This window comes from Streptomyces sp. NPDC005648, from assembly GCF_040605395.1.
In the GTDB taxonomy this organism is placed as follows: Bacteria; Actinomycetota; Actinomycetes; order Streptomycetales; family Streptomycetaceae; genus Streptomyces.
In genome coordinates, this window is the sequence record NZ_JBEXCS010000143.1 from 1 (window position 1) to 16217 (window position 16217).

The 16217-nt window shown below is 71.0% G+C and carries 14 protein-coding genes and 2 tRNA genes; 5 read left to right on the plus strand and 11 right to left on the minus strand.

Features of this window, described 5'->3' with window-relative positions; genetic code table 11:
* Positions 1-27 precede the first annotated feature (27 nt).
* Both ABZT17_RS42660 and ABZT17_RS42665 read right to left on the minus strand, forming a co-directional pair.
* A tRNA-Met gene (locus tag ABZT17_RS42660) sits at positions 28-101 on the minus strand.
* Between the two features lie 54 nt (positions 102-155).
* Complete coding sequence (locus tag ABZT17_RS42665) at positions 156-1286, minus strand: dihydrofolate reductase family protein (protein ID WP_356357571.1); 1131 nt, start codon at positions 1284-1286, stop codon at positions 156-158.
* 74 nt (positions 1287-1360) lie between these two features.
* On the opposite strand from ABZT17_RS42665, the gene ABZT17_RS42670 reads away from it, so the two are divergent.
* Together ABZT17_RS42670 and ribA are read left to right on the plus strand one after the other, a co-directional pair.
* Positions 1361-1882: a MarR family transcriptional regulator gene (locus ABZT17_RS42670; RefSeq protein ID WP_356357572.1), complete on the plus strand. Its 522-nt coding sequence runs from the start codon at positions 1361-1363 to the stop codon at positions 1880-1882.
* Positions 1883-2033: 151 nt separating this feature from the next.
* The gene (ribA, locus tag ABZT17_RS42675; RefSeq protein ID WP_356357573.1) at positions 2034-2669 is read left to right on the plus strand and encodes a GTP cyclohydrolase II; all 636 of its coding nucleotides are present in this window, start codon (positions 2034-2036) and stop codon (positions 2667-2669) included.
* A gap of 85 nt (positions 2670-2754) precedes the next feature.
* Here ribA and ABZT17_RS42680 read toward each other — a convergent pair whose 3' ends face one another.
* A complete protein-coding gene (locus ABZT17_RS42680) occupies positions 2755-3909 on the minus strand; it encodes a histidine kinase (RefSeq protein ID WP_356357574.1) in 1155 nt (384 codons plus the stop codon).
* 223 nt (positions 3910-4132) lie between these two features.
* Between ABZT17_RS42680 and ABZT17_RS42685 the strand changes: the two genes are divergently transcribed.
* Positions 4133-4729: a class I SAM-dependent methyltransferase gene (locus ABZT17_RS42685; protein ID WP_356357575.1), complete on the plus strand. Its 597-nt coding sequence runs from the start codon at positions 4133-4135 to the stop codon at positions 4727-4729.
* 215 nt (positions 4730-4944) lie between these two features.
* Positions 4945-6864 carry an N-acetylmuramoyl-L-alanine amidase gene (locus tag ABZT17_RS42690; protein ID WP_356357576.1) on the plus strand — a complete coding sequence of 640 codons (1920 nt, stop codon included), beginning with the start codon at positions 4945-4947 and terminating at the stop codon, positions 6862-6864.
* Between the two features lie 132 nt (positions 6865-6996).
* On the opposite strand, the gene ABZT17_RS42695 is transcribed toward ABZT17_RS42690, so the two are convergent.
* The 4 genes from ABZT17_RS42695 to ABZT17_RS42710 all read right to left on the minus strand — a co-directional run bounded on the left by ABZT17_RS42695 (position 6997) and on the right by ABZT17_RS42710 (position 8388).
* The gene (locus ABZT17_RS42695) at positions 6997-7248 is read right to left on the minus strand and encodes a hypothetical protein (protein WP_356357577.1); all 252 of its coding nucleotides are present in this window, start codon (positions 7246-7248) and stop codon (positions 6997-6999) included.
* Positions 7245-7601, minus strand: a complete 357-nt coding sequence (locus ABZT17_RS42700) for a hypothetical protein (RefSeq protein ID WP_356357578.1) — start codon at positions 7599-7601, stop codon at positions 7245-7247. The genes ABZT17_RS42695 and ABZT17_RS42700 overlap by 4 nt, the downstream gene beginning before the upstream one ends.
* A 95-nt stretch (positions 7602-7696) precedes the next feature.
* Complete coding sequence (locus ABZT17_RS42705) at positions 7697-8065, minus strand: hypothetical protein (RefSeq protein ID WP_356357579.1); 369 nt, start codon at positions 8063-8065, stop codon at positions 7697-7699.
* On the minus strand, positions 8065-8388 hold the full coding sequence (locus ABZT17_RS42710) for a hypothetical protein (RefSeq protein WP_356357580.1): 324 nt from the start codon (positions 8386-8388) through the stop codon (positions 8065-8067). Before ABZT17_RS42710 ends, ABZT17_RS42705 begins: the two co-directional genes overlap by 1 nt.
* A 157-nt stretch (positions 8389-8545) precedes the next feature.
* Here ABZT17_RS42710 and ABZT17_RS42715 point away from each other — a divergent pair, with 157 nt between their 5' ends.
* On the plus strand, positions 8546-8842 hold the full coding sequence (locus ABZT17_RS42715) for a GntR family transcriptional regulator (RefSeq protein WP_356357581.1): 297 nt from the start codon (positions 8546-8548) through the stop codon (positions 8840-8842).
* A 47-nt stretch (positions 8843-8889) separates the two neighbouring features.
* Here the strand turns inward: ABZT17_RS42715 and ABZT17_RS42720 are convergent.
* From ABZT17_RS42720 to ABZT17_RS42735, 4 genes are all read right to left on the minus strand, one after another.
* A tRNA-Lys gene (locus tag ABZT17_RS42720) sits at positions 8890-8962 on the minus strand.
* Between the two features lie 121 nt (positions 8963-9083).
* Positions 9084-10685 carry an amino acid permease gene (locus ABZT17_RS42725; protein WP_356357582.1) on the minus strand — a complete coding sequence of 534 codons (1602 nt, stop codon included), beginning with the start codon at positions 10683-10685 and terminating at the stop codon, positions 9084-9086.
* A 48-nt stretch (positions 10686-10733) separates the two neighbouring features.
* The gene (locus ABZT17_RS42730) at positions 10734-13877 is read right to left on the minus strand and encodes an FG-GAP-like repeat-containing protein (RefSeq protein ID WP_356357583.1); all 3144 of its coding nucleotides are present in this window, start codon (positions 13875-13877) and stop codon (positions 10734-10736) included.
* Complete coding sequence (locus ABZT17_RS42735; protein ID WP_356357584.1) at positions 13877-16003, minus strand: VCBS repeat-containing protein; 2127 nt, start codon at positions 16001-16003, stop codon at positions 13877-13879. Before ABZT17_RS42735 ends, ABZT17_RS42730 begins: the two co-directional genes overlap by 1 nt.
* Positions 16004-16217 lie beyond the last annotated feature (214 nt).

The following is a 16217-nucleotide window of genomic DNA, read 5'->3' on the forward strand; positions in this document are numbered from 1 at the left end:
GTCTGGACTCCGGCCCTGGGCCTTGAGTAGCGGGGACAGGATTTGAACCTGCGACCTCTGGGTTATGAGCCCAGCGAGCTACCGAGCTGCTCCACCCCGCGTCGGTGTGACACCAGCATACGTCATCCGCGGGACGCTCAGCACCAGGGTTTCCCTCAGCCCGGCAGGTGGGCGTTGGGCGCCTTCGCCCGCTCGGCGTGTTCCTCCAGCACCACCACGTCCACGCCCTCCCGCGCGAGCAGCCCGCTCCCGTCGGCGTCCGTCACGAACGTGTCCGGCTCGCGCCATGCCGTCACCACCCGCCGTACGCCCGCGTCGAGGATCAGCCGGGCGCACGGTCGCGGCCGGGACGCCCGTCGGGTGCAGGGCTCCAGGCTGCTGTACACCGTGGCCCCCGCCAGCCTCGCGTCGGCCGGGTCCAGCTTGGCCAGCGCGGCCTCCTCCGCGTGGACCACCGGATCGCCGGCCTCCCGTGAGTGACCGCGCGCCAGCTCCGTACCGTCGGCGCCCACCACCACCGCGCCGACGCTGAACGCCGTCCGTGACGGCGGACACAGCGCCGCCAGTTCGCACGCGAGCCGCAGCCAGTGGTGGTCGGCCGCCGACGGGACCGTCCCGGCGCCCGGCGCCGTGGGCTCGTAGCGCATCAGGACCACGTCCTCGATCCGCCGGGTCTCCAGGAGCCGGAGCCGGCCGCCCTGGTAGCCGCCCGGGCCGAACAGCCGGGGGGCCTCCGGGTCACCCACGAAGAGGGGCGCGAGGACCAGCTGGAGTTCGTCGGCGAGGCCCTGCTGGAGGAGCTGGGTGTGGATGGTGCCGCCGCCCTCGACCATCAGGCGCCGCACGCCCCGGACCTCGCGCAGATGCGTGAGCAGGGTGCGCCAGTCCAGGTCCGGGCCGAGGGCGACCACATCGGCGGCGAGGCCGAGGGCACCGGCCCGCTCCGCGCCCTTGTCCGTCGTACAGAGGAGCTTCTCGCCGCCCGTGTGCCAGAACCTGGCGGACGGGTCGAGCTCCCCGGAGCCGCTGACCGTGACCTTGAGGGGGTACTCGGGCTTCCCCGCGGCCATGCGGGCGGCCCGTCGCTCGGGTGAGTTGACCAGCAGCCGCGGATTGTCGGCGCGGATGGTGCCGGCACCGACGAGGATCGCGTCGACGGACGCCCGGACCTCGTCCACACGGTCGAAGTCGGCCGGTGAGGAGAGCAGCAGACGCTCGGGGCCGGTGTCGTCGAGGTAGCCGTCCAGGGAGACGGCGGCGGACAGCAGGACGTGGGGGTACGGCATCGGGCGCGCTCGCTCTCGGAAGCGGACGGGGGCTGGTTCTTGGTTCAAGTTTGAAACAAACCTACACTGGGGGTATGACGACTCGCTGGCTCACCCCTGAGGAGCAGCGCGCCTGGCGCGCGTACATCGCCGCGGCGCACCTCCTCGAGGACGCGCTCGACCGGCAGCTCCAGCAGGACGCCGGCATGCCCCATCTCTACTACTCGATTCTGGCGAACCTCTCCGACGAGCCGGAGCGCCGGCTGCGGATGACCGATCTCGCCGAGCGGACGAAGATCACCCGCAGCCGGCTGACGTACGCCGTCGCCCGGCTGGAGAAGGACGGGCTGATCCGGCGCGAGAACTGCCAGTGGGACAAGCGGGGAAGCATCGCCGCCCTCACGGACGAGGGGATGGCGGTGCTGGAGCGGACGGCGCCGGGTCATGTCGAGACCGTGCGGACCCTTCTCTTCGACCACCTCACCGACGACCAGGTGCGCCAGCTGGAGGAGATCTTCACGGGGGTCGCGAAGACGCTGGAGGAGGACGGGGGGCGGGCGACCACGGACGAGGTGCCGTGGCGCCGGCGGTCCTCGCCCTGTTCGTCGGCGGAGTGAGCCATCGCCCTCCTCGCCGACGGAGTGACCCCCGCCATAATCCTGTTGCTTCAAATTTAAAGCATGGGGTAGGGTCTCACCCGTGGATCTGCTTGCTTCAGATTTGAAGCAGACCTACGACCGTACCCGCACCCGGACCCGGGAGACCCGCATGCCCGACTACCCCGCCGCCACCACGCGCGCCCGCGTCCGCGTGCCCCTTCGCTTCGGTGACGGCTACAGCGTCGACGCCGAACTGGTCACCTTCCACGGCCTGACCGACGGCCAGGAGCATGTCGCCGTCGTGCTCGGCGACCCGGCGCCCGGCCAGGTCCCCCTGGTGCGACTGCACTCCGAGTGCCTGACCGGCGATGTCTTCGGCTCGGCCCGCTGCGACTGCGGTCCGCAGCTGCGCGAGGCGGTCGAGCGGATAGCGGAGCGCGGCGGCGTCCTGCTCTACCTCCGCCAGGAGGGGCGCGGCATCGGCCTCTACAACAAGCTCGACGCCTACGCCCTCCAGGACCAGGGCCTGGACACCTACGAGGCGAACGCGGCCCTGGGCCTGCCCGAGGACGACCGCGACTACACGGCCGCCGCCCAGATGCTGCGGGCCCTCGGCATCGACGAGCTGGACCTGCTGTCCAACAACCCCGACAAGGCCGGCCAGCTGCGGGACCTGGGCATCACGGTCCACGACCGTGTCCCGACCGGCGTCTTCACCACCGCCCACAACGTCCGCTACCTGCGTGCGAAGGTCCTCCAGACCCAGCACACGCTGCCGCTGGCGGCACTGGCCGAGCTGGCCTGAGGCGGGCTGGGACGGCCCCCGAGCCCGTCCCGGGTTCCGGTCGGCGGCGTCCGGTCCTCCCGTCCGTCCGCATCGGGCGCCGCCGTCACCACACGCACGGCAGCAGCACGTCGATCACGGTGGGGCCCCCGACCGGACTCGACATCTCCACGGTCCCGTCGAGGGCCGCCACCCGGCGGCGCATCCCGAGCAGCCCCGACCCCGCGTTCTCGTCCGCGCCCCCGCGGCCCTCGTCGGCCACCCGCACCCGCAGCCCGCGCTTCACCCGCGTCAGCCGTACCGAGGCCCGCGCCGACCCGCTGTACTTCGCCGCGTTGGTCAGCGCCTCCGCCACCACGAAGTACGCGGCGGCCTCCACCGCGGCCGGTGCCCGCAGGCCGTCCTCCTCCAGCCGCTCGACCTCGACCGTCACCTCCAGCCCGCTGCCGGCCGCCAGCGCACGCACCGCTCCGACCAGACCCCGGTCCGTCAGGATCGGCGGATGGATGCCCCGGACGACATTGCGCAGTTCCGTCAGGGCCTTCTCGGCCTGCGCCTGGGCCTCGTCCAGCAGCTTGCGGGCCGTCTCGGGATCGCGGTCGTAGGCGCGTTTGGCGAGACCGATGCGCATGGAGAGGGCGACCAGGTTGGCCTGGGCTCCGTCGTGCAGATCGCGTTCGATACGGCGGAGTTCGGCGCCGTGCGCGGCGATCGCGTCGGCGCGGGTCGCCGCCAACTCCTCGACGCGAGCGGCGAGCCGGGCCTTGGGCGAGGGCTTGAGCAGCGCGGTGGACCAGTCGGCCTCCAGATCCGCCAGGCGGACGATCAGGGGCAGGACGACGGGCGTACGGCGCAGCAGCCCGGTCCAGAACCCGTCGACGACCAGGCCGACGGGCCACAGCGGGACGGCGAGGGCGACGAGGGCGCCGTAGAAGTAGTCGGCGACCATCCAGCGGAAGTCGGTGAAGGTGCCGGGGTCGCGGACCGCCGTGCGGACGCGCTCGCGGATCGTGCCGTTGATCGGCTGGTACGCCTCCGGGATCCGCTGCCCCGTCCAGCGGGCCGTCATCGCCCGCTTGGCCCCGGCGATCCGCCGGACGATCAGCACCGTCTCGGGCAGCATCCAGGCGCCGACCACCGCCAGCGTCCCGACGGCCGTGATGAGCAGCACCGTGATGAAGATCCACAGCCCGAACGCCAGCGCCGCGGCCAGCAGAAGGTGCACCGTGGCGGCAGCCGCCTGCCGGACCGTTTTCCGCATACGGCCACGCTAGGCGAACAGGGGGCGCGGACGCGGTGTAGCGGGCTACACCATCGGGGCCGGTCAGCCAGGTGTCAGGGGAACGTCGGGCGTCGCACGGCCCCCGCCCACGGGGCACCCCTGGCGGCGGCGCCGCGCGGCACCACCCGGACGCCCCGTGTACGGACCCCGACCGGGCGTGCTAGCAACGAGCCCGGAGCCTTCCCCCACGACAGGAGCCGTAATGGACCCGCAACTGGCGCGTGTTCTGGACGACCTCTACCAGGAAGGCCGGGCGCACGACGGTCCGCTGGCCGACCGGCTGCTGCGGCTGCGCAACATGACGCCGGACGCGGCGCGGCTGATCGCCCTGCTGATCCACGTCGGACGCGGCACCTCGGTGCTGGAGATCGGTACCTCCAACGGCTACTCGGCGATCTGGTTCGCCGACGCGGTCCGGGACACCGGTGGGCGGCTGACGACCGTGGAGATCGACGAGACCCGGGTGGCCGCGGCGCTGCGGAACCTGGAGCGCGCCGGGGTCGGGGCCCATGTGGACGTGGTCCACGGCGACGGCGCCGATGTGCTGGCCAAGACGGCCGACGGATCGGTCGACCTCGTCGTCCTCGACGCGGAACGCCCCGCCTATGTGGAGTACTGGCCGCGGCTGCGGCGGGTGCTGAAGCCGTACGGCGTGCTGGCCGTCGACAACGCGGTGAGCCACCGCGAGCAGGTGGCCGACTTCCGCGAACTGCTCACCGCGGCACCGGAGTTCTCGGTGCAGCTGCACGAGGTGGGCGACGGGGTGCTCACGGCGGCGCGGGTGCGGGAAGCCGACTGAGCCGCCGACCGGGCGGTGTCGTCACAGGGGTTGAGGTGCGAGGGCCCGGGTCTTCACAAGTCCCCCTGCGCCAAATCCACGATGGGTCATGGCAGTTGACGTATAGTCCGCCCGGAGCAGGATCATCCGTTCCGTTTCCGGGACGTCGGCGGGCCAACGCCCCGCCGCACCCTGTCTCCCAGCCAACTCAATTCGTCTAAGTCCGGGACTCTCTCATGACCACAGGCATTCCCAGACAGGGACTCGCGGCACGGCGCCGCCGTCCGGCCCTGCTGGCCGCGGCCGCCGCACTGGCCGTCACCGGCGCGATAGCCACTCCGGGGGCGGCTCTCGCCGACGACCAGGCCGGCGGTCCCACACCCACCCTGAACCAGGCCTTCACCGCCGCGGCCGACGCGTACCACGTGCCGCGTCAGGTGCTGATGGCCGTGGCGTACCAGGAATCCGCCTGGGACACGCACGCCTCGCAGCACAGCGCCGACGGCGGCTACGGGCCGATGCACCTGACCGACGTCACCCCCGCCATGCTGGCCGGCGGCGACGCGGGCGCCGCGGGCCGCGCCGACCTGGCCCAGATGGCCGCGGCCCCTGCCCTGCACACCGTCCAGGCCGCGGCGAAGCTGACCGGTCTCTCCGCCGAGCAGCTGCGCAGTGACCCGGCGGCCAACATCCGCGGCGGCGCGGCCCTGCTGGCCTCGTACCAGAAGAAGGCGACCGGCGGCGTCTCCGCCGATCCCGCCAAGTGGTATGCCGCGGTGGCCCGTTACAGCCAGTCCACCCAGCGTCAGGGCGCCTCGTCCTTCGCGAACCGTGTCTACGCCACCCTGAAGAAGGGCGCCGCCCGCACCACGGCCGACGGCCAGCACGTCACCCTCAGGGCCGACGGCGGCGTACGCCCCGCCACCACCCAACTCGCCGCCCTGAAGCTGGCGTCGGCGGCGACCACGGCCACCGAGTGTCCCCCCACCGTGGACTGCACCTTCGTCCCGGCGTCGCCGTCCAACGGCCAGGTCTCCAACCGGCCCGCCAACGGCATCCGGATCGACACCATCGTCATCCACGACACCGAGGGCTCCTACGACGGTGCCATCGCCACCTTCCAGCAGGCGGGCGGCGCCGCCGCGCACTACGTCATGCGGTCCTCGGACGGCGCGGTGACGCAGATGGTGCCCACGAAGGACCTCGCCTTCCACGCGGGCAACTACTCCACCAACATGCACTCGATCGGCATCGAGCACGAGGGCTACGCGGCGCACGGCGCGACCTGGTACACCGAGGCGCAGTACGAGGCCACGGCGGAGCTGGTGAAGTACCTGGCCGACCGCTTCGGCATCCCGCTGGACCGCGAGCACATCATCGGCCACGACAACGTCGCCGGGCCGCGCTCCAACCTCGTCAGCGGCATGCACTGGGACCCGGGCCCGTCCTGGGACTGGAACCACTTCATGAGCCTGCTCGGGGTCCACGACGGACCGCACGGCGTGGCCCCGATCGGCTCGCCGGTCACCATCGCGCCCCGGTTCTCCACCAACCTGCAGACCGTCCAGATCTGCCCGTCCGACGACCCGACCGGCGCCACCACCGCGTGCACCGAGACCCAGCAGCCGTCGAACTTCGTCTATCTGCGCACCGCGCCGAGCGACACCGCCCCGCTCTTCGGGGACCAGGCGATCCACCCGGGCGCCGCCGGCACCGACCGGATCAACGACTGGGGCAGCACCGCGGCGGCCGGACAGCAGTTCGTGGTCGCCGACCAGGACGGCGACTGGACCGCGATCTGGTACAGCGGCGCGAAGGTGTGGTTCTACAACCCGCACGGCTGCAACACCGCACCGGCCCACGGTGTGAAGGTGATCGCGGCGGCCGGCACCTCCCCGGTGGCGGTCTACGGCTCCAGCTACCCGGACGCCTCCGAGTACCCCTCGGGTCTGTCTCCGTCGACGCAGGCTCCGCTGAGCATGTACACCGTCCCGACCGGCCAGGCGTACGTCGCCACCACTGCTCCGGCCCTCACGGACGACTTCTTCCCGTCCAGCGGCACGGTCGTGACCGGCGCCAAGGCGATGTACACCATCCAGTACAACCACCGGGTCGCCCTGGTGTACGCGGCGGCCGTCACGGCACAGGACTCCTGACGACCGACCACCGCCGAACCTGACCCCGAGCCCCAACACCGACGCGCGGCCCACCGAGCCCAAAGCCCAGACGGGCCTCGGCGGGTCGCGCGTCGCCATGCCTGGCGGGCCTCCGCATGTGGGTGGACGTACTCAGAGGTACGTGACCTGCAGCACGTAAACGCATTCGTGCCGCGGGATGACCTGATAGTTCAGGAAGCCGCCCGGCACGTCGGCGATGCCTCCCTTGAAGTCCTGTTCCCGGTAGCCGGTTCCGTCCAGGTAGAAGGCGGAAGCGGCACGGACCAACTCGTCAGCCTTCTTCTCGATCTCGGCCACGAAGGCCGGGGGTACGCCGCCGACGACATACTCCTCGTCGGGGTCGTACTCCCACCTCCAGGTCACCCGGACACCGCCCGCCGCGCCTCCGCCTCAACCGAGCGCAGTTCATCCATGGCGGGGCGGAAAGCGGGGTCCTCCCGGCCATCCGTAGCGTGCACCGCGGCGAGCGCGGCGTGGTAACGGGCAGCCAGGTCAGGGCGCCGCTCGATCTCGACCTGGGCCTGCCAGTGGACGAGCCAGTGCTGAAGATGGCCGATCTTGCCGTCTTGAAGAGCCGCCGCCAGGGCCTCCTCCTTGTGGCGTTCCAGCTCTCCCAACCGATGGGGAGCGATACGAGCCAGAGCGACTCGGACCGAGTCGGGGGTTCGTTCGGGGCGCGGGATCAGCTCACGCCCGTGGTCGGGCTGTGTCGTCACGGGTGTCTGCTCCTTGAACGGCGATGTCCTCCCGACCATAGCTGTGCCGGCCCGCCGGGTGAGGGGGCGGAACACGGCGACGTGAAACACCTCTGTCACCGCTCGGCCTCCCGTTCTTGTTCGCCTACGACGTCTACGGCGCCCTCGGCGTCCCACCCAGGCAACCGGAGCCCCCGGGACTCGGCGACGCGCAGGGTGTCGGTCAGGCATGCGGCGAGCCAGAGGCCGACGTTGCGGACCTCGGTGTACGGCGACGAGCGGCTGTCCAGCAGCGGACGGGCAAGGTCCAGCACCTCGGCGGCCGTGGCGAGTTGAGCCGCCTCCAGGTCGTCGGCGAGCCGGGAGAGGTGGCTGCCGTTGTCGTCGGTGACCAGGTAGCAGGGCTTGCCGTCGGGGGACGGCCAGGGCAGGAGCCGGGGTGTGCAGGCGGGCGCGGGCGAGTGGGTGCCGTCGGCGTGCTCCATCAGGCAGCCATCTCCCGCGCACCGATCAGGTGCCGGTCGAGGTCGATCCCGTAGTCGGCGGCCAGGACGAGCGCCACGCGACGGCGCTGCTGGAGGGCGGCTTCGTCGGCGTCCCGCTCATGAGCCACGAGGTAGGGACGGACCAGGGCGGAGGCACTGCCGTCGAGGGGCGCGTGGATGCCGTAGGGGGAGCGGGGGCGTACGACAGTGATGTGGACGCAGGGGAAGGGGTGACGGTGCGCTCGGGGCCTACGGCGTCTGCCGGTGCCCGGGGCGAGAAGGAGACGGAGCCAATGAACGGCTCGGGGGATAAGGTCGTGCACGTCGACGCTCCTTGTAAGCGTTGGCCACGCCCCGGGAGGTTGCCGCCTCGCCGGGGTCTTTGTCGTCTTCGACGCTACACCTGTCTATAGCCCTCTGCATACAAGTACAGAGGGATCCACACGAATGTGCAGGTCACTGCCGCTCTACGTTGGACGTATGAGCGATACCGAGAAGCCGAAAGCGACGCTGGACCCGATGAGCGCGCGACCGCTCTACGCGCAACTCGCCGACGTCATCGCCGGGAAGATCGCGTCCGGGGAACTCGCGCCGGACAGGCCCATCCCGTCGGAGAACCACCTCGCCGACGAGTACGGCGTCGCCCGCCTCACCGCACGGCGTGCCGCCCAGGAACTCCGCGAACGCGGCCTGATCGTCACCGTGCGCGGGAAGGGATCCTTCGTCGCCGAGCAACCGACCGACGACTCCCCGGAAGCGGTCGAACCCAACGCCTGAAAGGGCCGAGCCCCAGTCCAGAAGTGATTCCGAACTGGGGCTCCCAGTAGGCCGTGTGGGACTCGAACCCACAACCAATGGATTAAAAGTCCACTGCTCTGCCAATTGAGCTAACGGCCCAGGCGATGTTGCCTCCCCGAGCATAGCCGGAGACGGCCGTGTCTCCGATCGGGTATCGGGACACGGCCGTGCCGCGCGGTGTCCGGGGACGGGAGGGCCGTCGGGAGAACTGTCGGGAGTGTTACGGATCGACCTTTTCCACCCCGCCCGCCATGCCCGCCCCGCCCGTTCCGCTCGCCCCGCCCGCCGCGGCCCGCGCGGCCTCTCGGGCCAGGGTGCGTTCGTGGTCGGGATTCATGAACCAGTGGCGGGCCGAGGCGCCCCACCACGCCGCCGCGAAGCCGAGGACGACCAGGACCGCCACGGGGGCGTAGTTGAAGCTCTCCCAGGTCACCGGGGAGACCTGGGGCAGCATGAACAGCACCGTGATCACGACGACCCACACCACCGACACGATCCCGATCAGCCGGGACCAGCGGCCCAGATGCCACGGCCCCCGCTCGAAGTCGTCCCCCTTGCGCAACCGCAGCAGCGTCGGGACGACGTAGGCGATGTAGAGGCCGATCACCGCGATCGACGTCACCGCCGCGTACGCGGTGACATTGATCAGGTACGGCAGGCCCAGCACAAGCGCCCCGACCACCGCCAGCCACACGGCCGCCACCGGGGTCCGGGTGCGCGGGCTCACGGTGTGCCAGACGCGTGAGAACGGCAGCGCGCCGTCGCGCGAAAAGGCGTAGATCATACGGCTGTTGGCGGTCACGGACGCCATGCCGCAGAACAGCTGCGCCCCGATCACGACCAGCAGGAGCAGCTTCCCGGCCGTGGCGCCGAGCGCGTCCAGCAGGATCTGGGCCGGCGGTGCGCCCGTCGGGGACGCGAGCTCCTTGTCGTAGGACTGGATGGCGAAGGTGAAGCCCAGGAGCAGGACGAAACCGGCTATCCACGACGTCCAGATCGACTGGACGATTCCCTTGGGGCCGGCCGTCGACGCGTCGTGGGTCTCCTCCGTCATATGGGCCGAGGCGTCGTAGCCGGTGAAGGTGTACTGGGCCATCAGGAGGCCGAGCAGGACGACGTACACACCGCTGCCCCAGCCCGTGTTGTTGACGAACTCGCCGAAGACGAAGGACGCCGACTGGTGGTGGTCCGGTACGAACGCCAGGGCGCCGACGATCACCCCGACACCCAGGACGTGCCACCACACGCTCACGTCGTTGAGGAAGGCGACGATACGGACGCCGAAGGTGTTGAGCGCGCCGTGCAGGATCAGGATGCCCGCGAAGAGGAGCACGGTCCGGCCCGGCGTCACCTCGAAGTCGAACTGCAGGTTCAGATAGGCGCCCAGGAAGGACGCGGCGCCGAAGTCGATGCCCGCCGTCACCGCCACCTGGCCCAGCACGTTGAACCAGCCCGTGAACCAGGCCCAGGCGGCGGCCGAACGGGGTGGCGCGAGTCTGTGGGCCCAGAAGTACAGGCCCGCCGAGGTCGGGTAGGCCGAACAGATCTCGGCCATGGAGAGCCCGACGAACAGGGTCATCAGGCCCACCGCGACCCAGCCCCAGGTGATCACCGCCGGGCCGCCGGTGTTCATGCCGAACAGATACAGCGTCAGACAGCCCGACAGGACGGAGATGATCGTGAAGGAGACCGCGTAGTTGGAGAACGCCGACATACGGCGGGCCAGGACCTGCGTGTAGCCGAGCTGGGCAAGCCGTTCTTCGTCGGACAGCCCCGAGGGGGACGGGCCCGACTGCCCGCTCGCTATGGCGTCTTCTGTCATGCCCCCAGCGATTCCCTCGCCGGGGGCGTGACATGCGTCACAGCGTGGCTAAAAAATACCCTTGTACGACTGCCAGCCGGTCGCGATCTGCGTCCGCCCGCCGAAGGAACCATTGCCCTTGCCGCCGTAGCGGTAGAGCCTGCCCGCGGTGTCCCGCACGACCAGGTCGTTCTTCCCGTCACCGGTGAGGTCGCCGACGCCGACGACCGCGTTGTACGAGGCTCCCCAGCCGGCCGAGACCTTTACCCGCTCCTTCAGAAGTCCGGTGCCGGTCCCGTCGTAACGCCACAGGGTGCCCGCCTTGTCCCGGGCCAGCACATCACCGATGCCGTCGCCGGTCAGATCCCCGGCACCCACGATCCTCGTGTAGCCGGTCCACTTCGTGCGGATCTTCCGGCCGGCCGCGAGCGTCCCGTCGCTCTTCGCCGCGAAGAGGTAGACGTCCCCGGTGGACGTCTTGCGCGCCAGCAGATCGGCCCGGCCGTCGCCGGTCAGATCGCCGGGGGAGGTGAGCACGTTGTACGCGTTCCAGCCGGTGCCCAGCTTCGTGTACGGCGTCGAAGGCGTCGGCGCCTGACCGCACTTGGGCTTGTAGCCGCGCAGCGAGCCGTCCGCCATCCGCACCAGCACGTCGTTGCAGCGGTCCCCGTTGAGATCGCCGAACGGCACGGCCACCGCCTTGGTGGACCAGCCGCCGCCGGACACCTTCCCGGCCAACCCGCCCTTGCCGTCGCCCTGTCGGAAGGAGAGCGTGCCGGAGGAGTCGAGGGTGAGCAGATCGCCGATGCCGTCGCCGCCGACGTGGTCGTGGCGCACGGCGGCGCCCTCGCGCAGGGCGGCCTTCCCGGTGAGGGTCAGCGGGGCACCCTGGCCGTCGGCCGGCTGGGCGGTGAGCGTCCAGGTGTACGTGCCGTTCGGCGCGTAGCCGCCCGCCGCGGTCCTGCCGTCCCAGGCGGCCGTCAGCGTCCCTCGCACCTCGCCGCCGGTGAGCGTGCGCACGGTGGCGCCGGACGCCGACTTCAGCGTCACCTTCCAGGAGGCGGCCGGCCTGGACAGCTGCCAGGACGCCTGCCAGCCGGCCGGCGCCTTGAAGGAGGCCGGTGCGTCGGCCACGGCCGCGGTCAGCGGCGAGGCGGGCACCCCGCTCGCGACGACATGGACGGCGTTCTCCTTGTCGACGTAGGCGATGCCACCGCCGAAGCGGTCCACCGCCCAGGTACGGCGGCGGCTCTCGCTGCCGTCGGTCGGCATCGGGATGCCCAGGTCCCGGGTGACGGCGGTGCCGTCGTGGAAGTCGGTCAGGCGCAGACTGGAGCCGGTGTAGCGCTGGTTGACGAAGTAGCCGTCACCGAGCAGACCGCCCCGGCCCGCGGGCAGCGCGATCTTCGCGCCGGTGTCCACGTTCACCACGCCGTGCTGCTGGAACTGCGGGCACGTCCAGTACAGCCACGGCCCGGCGCTCTGCAGCTCGACCGGGACACAGGGCGCGCCCGTGTCGAGGGTCCCGGTGTCCTTGCCGGTGGCGAGGTTCTTGCGGGCGACCGTGCCCGCCGTCGCCGTACCCGTGTAGAGGGTGCTGCCCCACACGGTCGCGCCCGTCTCCGCGCGCTGGTCGACGACCGTCCCGGTGTCCAGGTCGACGACGATCGTCTTCCCGTCCTCCACCGGGTAGCCCGGCACGGTCGGCCGGCCGCTCTGGTAGACGGCGTACCGCCCGAAGGAATCGGTGAGCCGTCCGTCGAAGTCGCCCGTCAGGGCCCTGTCCGCCCGGTCGGGTCCGCGCCGGCCGACGATCTCGACCTGGGCGGGGCTCGACTGGTAGTTGCGCACCTGGTAGACGCTGCGCCCGTCCCCGCTGTTGAACAGCTGGGTGCACAGCACCTGCCCGCAGACCGTGTAGTCGTACGACCGTCCGCTCTCCCGTCCCACCCACACCGGGTCGGAGGCGGAGGTGGGCGCCTGGGCGGGGCTGAGGGTGCGGTTGTAGAAGCCGGCGCCCTGGGGACCCTCCTTCTCCACCGTGGAGAGGATGCCCGCGCTCAGCGCGATCGCGTCCACGCCGCCCGCGACGGGGGCGATCCGCCGCACCTTCGTCAGCTGCGGCACCCCGTCCGCGCCGAGGGCCGCCTTCTGCAGGTACCAGTCCGCCGACGAGGTCCCGCCGATCACCGCGACTCCGCCGCCCGCGATCTGCACGGCCTCGTTGTCGGCCTTCTCCAGCAGGGTCCGCCGCTCCTGGCCGAACGAGAGGGCGACCAGGCTCCGCTTCAGCGCCGCGTCCGTGCCGTCGGCCCGGGTGAAGGCCAGCAGCCAGCCGTCGAGCAGCCCGATCTTCGAGAGGTCCAGGTCGGAGGGGACCGGGAAGGTCCGCTCCGGCGCGTCCGGGTCGGTGCGCGAGCGCACATGTGCCACCCGGTCGGGGTCGATCCACAGCAGGTCGTCCCCGGCGAGCGCCACATACGGGCTCCAGCCGGTGTCCGCGGCGAGCGTGCGCAGCTGCCCGGTCCCGAGGTCGATCAGCCCGAGCCGGTCGTACCGGCCGTTCTCCGCGTCCCCGGCCGAGGTCGCGAACCGTACGACGGCCTCCCGCGCGTCACCCGCGACCAGCCGCACCTGCTTCAGGTCGGTGCCCTCGGGCCAGCCGGTGACGGTGACCTTGGCGTCGATGACCGGGTTGTCCGCGGGCAGCAGATACCAGCTGTCCACGGTGCTCAGGTCGCTGTCCGTGTAGTCCTGCACCAGGACGGTCGAGCCCAGCAGGCCCCTGAAGAGGTCACCGGAACCGTAGGGCACGGTGAAGCGGTGCGCGGTGCCGTCCGCCATGTTCGCGATGTCGATCGAGCCCAGGTAGTGGTGGGCCACGTAGTCCGACTCGACGCCGAACTCCGCGAAACCGGCGTCCTCGTTGTTGCCGTAGCCGAGCAGGGTCGTCGTCTCACCGGTGTCGAACCGGGTCCACTGGAACTCCTGCCCGGAGCTCGGGTCCGCGTCCTCCGGCGAGTGCACGAACCCGGTCGCGCCGAAGGAGCCCAGCGAGTCCTCGCGGGGTACGGCACGCCAGTTGGGCGTGATGTCGAGCTGTCCCGGGGTGTCCGCGACGGCCGGCGCGGCGAGCTGCGGGGTGAGCCCGAGCCCCAGCGCCAGGATGCCGGCCACCGCCCCCGCCCGGATCATGTGCCGCCTGTCCCCCATCAGAAGATCCCCCTGTAGCCCTGCCACCCGGTCGCGATCTTCACCCGCGCCCCGAACGACCCCTTGCCGTCACCGTTGTTGCGCCACAGGGTGCCGCCGGTGTCCCGCGAGACCAGGTCGTTCTTCCCGTCCCCCGTGATGTCACCGACGCCGACGACCACGTTGTACGAGCTCCCCCAATTGGAGAAGACCTTGACCCGCTCCTTGACCTGACCGTTCGCGGTGCCGTCGTAGCGCCACAGCGTCCCGGCCCGGTCCTGCACCAGCACGTCCCCGAAGCCGTCGCCGTTCAGGTCACCGGCGCCGACGATCTTCTTGTACGTCCCCCAGCTGCGGATCTTCACGCCCGCCCTGAGCTTGCTCGCCCCGTCGTTGGCGAAGAGGTAGACATCACCGGTCGAGGCCTTGCGGGCCAGCAGGTCGGCCCGTCCGTCGCCGGTCAGATCACCGGGCGAGGTGAGCACGTTGTACGCGTTCCAGCCGGTGCCGAGCGAGGTGTGGCTGTTCGACGGGGTGTACGGCTCCCCGCATCGGCCCGCGTAGCGCCGCAGTTCGCCGTTGGGCATCCGGACCAGCATCTCGGCGCAGCGGTCCTTGCCCATGTCGCCGAAGGGGACGGCGACCGTGCCGGCGGGCCAGCCCGAGCCGGAGCGCTTGAAGTCGAAGGTGCCCTTGCCCTTGGTGTACTGCAGGCTCAGGCTGCCGGAGGAGTCGAGGGTGACGAGCTCGCCGTAGCTGTAGTAGCCCTGGTCGTGGAAGCCCTGGAGGCCGCCGTCGTACCCCAGCGAGCCGCCCGTGCTGTACGTGCCGCCGCCGTCCTCGGCGACCGCCTTCAGCGTCCAGGTCTTGGGGCCGTTGGTGAGATAGGCGCCCGAGTCGGACTTCAGGTCCCAGTCGACGTCGGCCTGCGCGCCGCTGCCCGTGATGGTGCGCTCGGTGCGCCCCTGCTGGTCCTTCACCGTGAAGGTCCAGTTCGCCGGCTTGTTCAACTGCCAGTAACTGCCCCAGTATTCGACGCCGTTCCTGCCCTTCACGTCCACCGCGTCGCCGGCCACGTCCGACTCGATCTTCGCCAGCGCCGCGGTGGGCACCCCGCTCTGCACGATCCGGATCGAGTGGTCCTGGCCGACGTAGGCGATGTCGCCGCCGAACTTGTCCACCGTCCAGGTCAGCCGCCGTTGGTCGGCGGTGTTCCCGGCCGGCAGGTCGGCGATCTCGCGCGCGGCGGCGGCCGTACCCGAGTGGAAGTCCGTGAGCTTCAGCTTCCCGGCGGCACGGTCGTGCTGGACGAGATAGCCGTCACCGACGAGCGCCGGTCCCGAGGGGACGGCGATGTTCTTCTTCGCCGTACGGTCGTACACGCCCGCGGCGCCCGTCGGGCCGCAGTTCCAGTAGATCCAACGGCCGACGACCTGGAGCTCCTTGACCGTGCAGGGCGCCCCGGTGGAGACGGTCGCGACGGTCTTCCCGCCCTCCAGGTCGTACTGCGTGACGACCCCGTTGCCCGAGCCCGGCGTCCACAGCGCCGAACCCCACACGGAGGCGGCCGTGATCGCACGGGTCAGCCGGACGTCGGCGGTGCGGTAGGGCGCCACGGCGTCGACGTACTGCTTGCCGGTGGAGGACGCCTGGTAGACGTAGTACCGGCCGGTGGCGTCGACGAAACGGCCGCCGGTGACCGTCGGTTCGTCCGTGCCGCTCAGCGAGGTCTCGGCCGTATGGATCTGCGCCACCTGCTTGCCCGACTCGGTCTCCATGAACGTGCCGAGGTAGGTGTTGCCGAAGGTGCGCAGCGGAACGCAGCCCTCCGCGCCGGCGTCGCACGGCACCCGCTGGACATGCTCGCCGTTGGCGTACGTCGAGGCGTACCCCCGGGACGTCTTGTCCAGCACCGTGGAACCGTCGGCGGAGATCTGCCGCCCGACCACCCACTGGTAGCCACTCGGCGTGTTCTCGACGCTGGTCAGAAAGCCGCCCGCGTAGTCGATGCCCCAGACGCCGTCGGTGGTGATCGGCGTCGGGGTGGTGTCCGCGACGGCGGACGACGGCAGCAGCGGGCCCAGACCGGCCGCCAGGACGGCGGTGGCCGCGAGCAGGCGCAGGCGTGCGTGGGCATGTCGAGCCAAGGAGACCCTCCCCGAGAGACGAGACGGGCGCGGCACCTGTCCGGCGCTCCTGGCCCGGCCCCCCGGCCGTCCCACCCGTCTCACAAGTCCTCCGATCTTACCTTCTCTTAACCTTTTCGGAGAGCGTTTTCTGATCGGGTGCACGACAAAGCGCCGTGGCCCTCACCACGTAAAGGGATTGCCCCAACAACAAATCACGTGAACCGACAAATAC

Excerpts from the sequence above, each read along its gene's own strand:
- ABZT17_RS42690 (WP_356357576.1), top strand. The coding sequence starts at position 4,945 with ATGACCACAGGCATTCCCAGACAGGGACTCGCGGCACGGCGCCGCCGT.
- ABZT17_RS42725 (WP_356357582.1), bottom strand. The coding sequence starts at position 10,685 with ATGACAGAAGACGCCATAGCGAGCGGGCAGTCGGGCCCGTCCCCCTCG.
- ABZT17_RS42730 (WP_356357583.1), bottom strand. The coding sequence starts at position 13,877 with ATGGGGGACAGGCGGCACATGATCCGGGCGGGGGCGGTGGCCGGCATC.
- ABZT17_RS42705 (WP_356357579.1), bottom strand. The coding sequence starts at position 8,065 with ATGGAGCACGCCGACGGCACCCACTCGCCCGCGCCCGCCTGCACACCC.
- ABZT17_RS42715 (WP_356357581.1), top strand. The coding sequence starts at position 8,546 with ATGAGCGATACCGAGAAGCCGAAAGCGACGCTGGACCCGATGAGCGCG.
- ribA (WP_356357573.1), top strand. The coding sequence starts at position 2,034 with ATGCCCGACTACCCCGCCGCCACCACGCGCGCCCGCGTCCGCGTGCCC.
- ABZT17_RS42670 (WP_356357572.1), top strand. The coding sequence starts at position 1,361 with ATGACGACTCGCTGGCTCACCCCTGAGGAGCAGCGCGCCTGGCGCGCG.
- ABZT17_RS42665 (WP_356357571.1), bottom strand. The coding sequence starts at position 1,286 with ATGCCGTACCCCCACGTCCTGCTGTCCGCCGCCGTCTCCCTGGACGGC.
- ABZT17_RS42680 (WP_356357574.1), bottom strand. The coding sequence starts at position 3,909 with ATGCGGAAAACGGTCCGGCAGGCGGCTGCCGCCACGGTGCACCTTCTG.
- ABZT17_RS42685 (WP_356357575.1), top strand. The coding sequence starts at position 4,133 with ATGGACCCGCAACTGGCGCGTGTTCTGGACGACCTCTACCAGGAAGGC.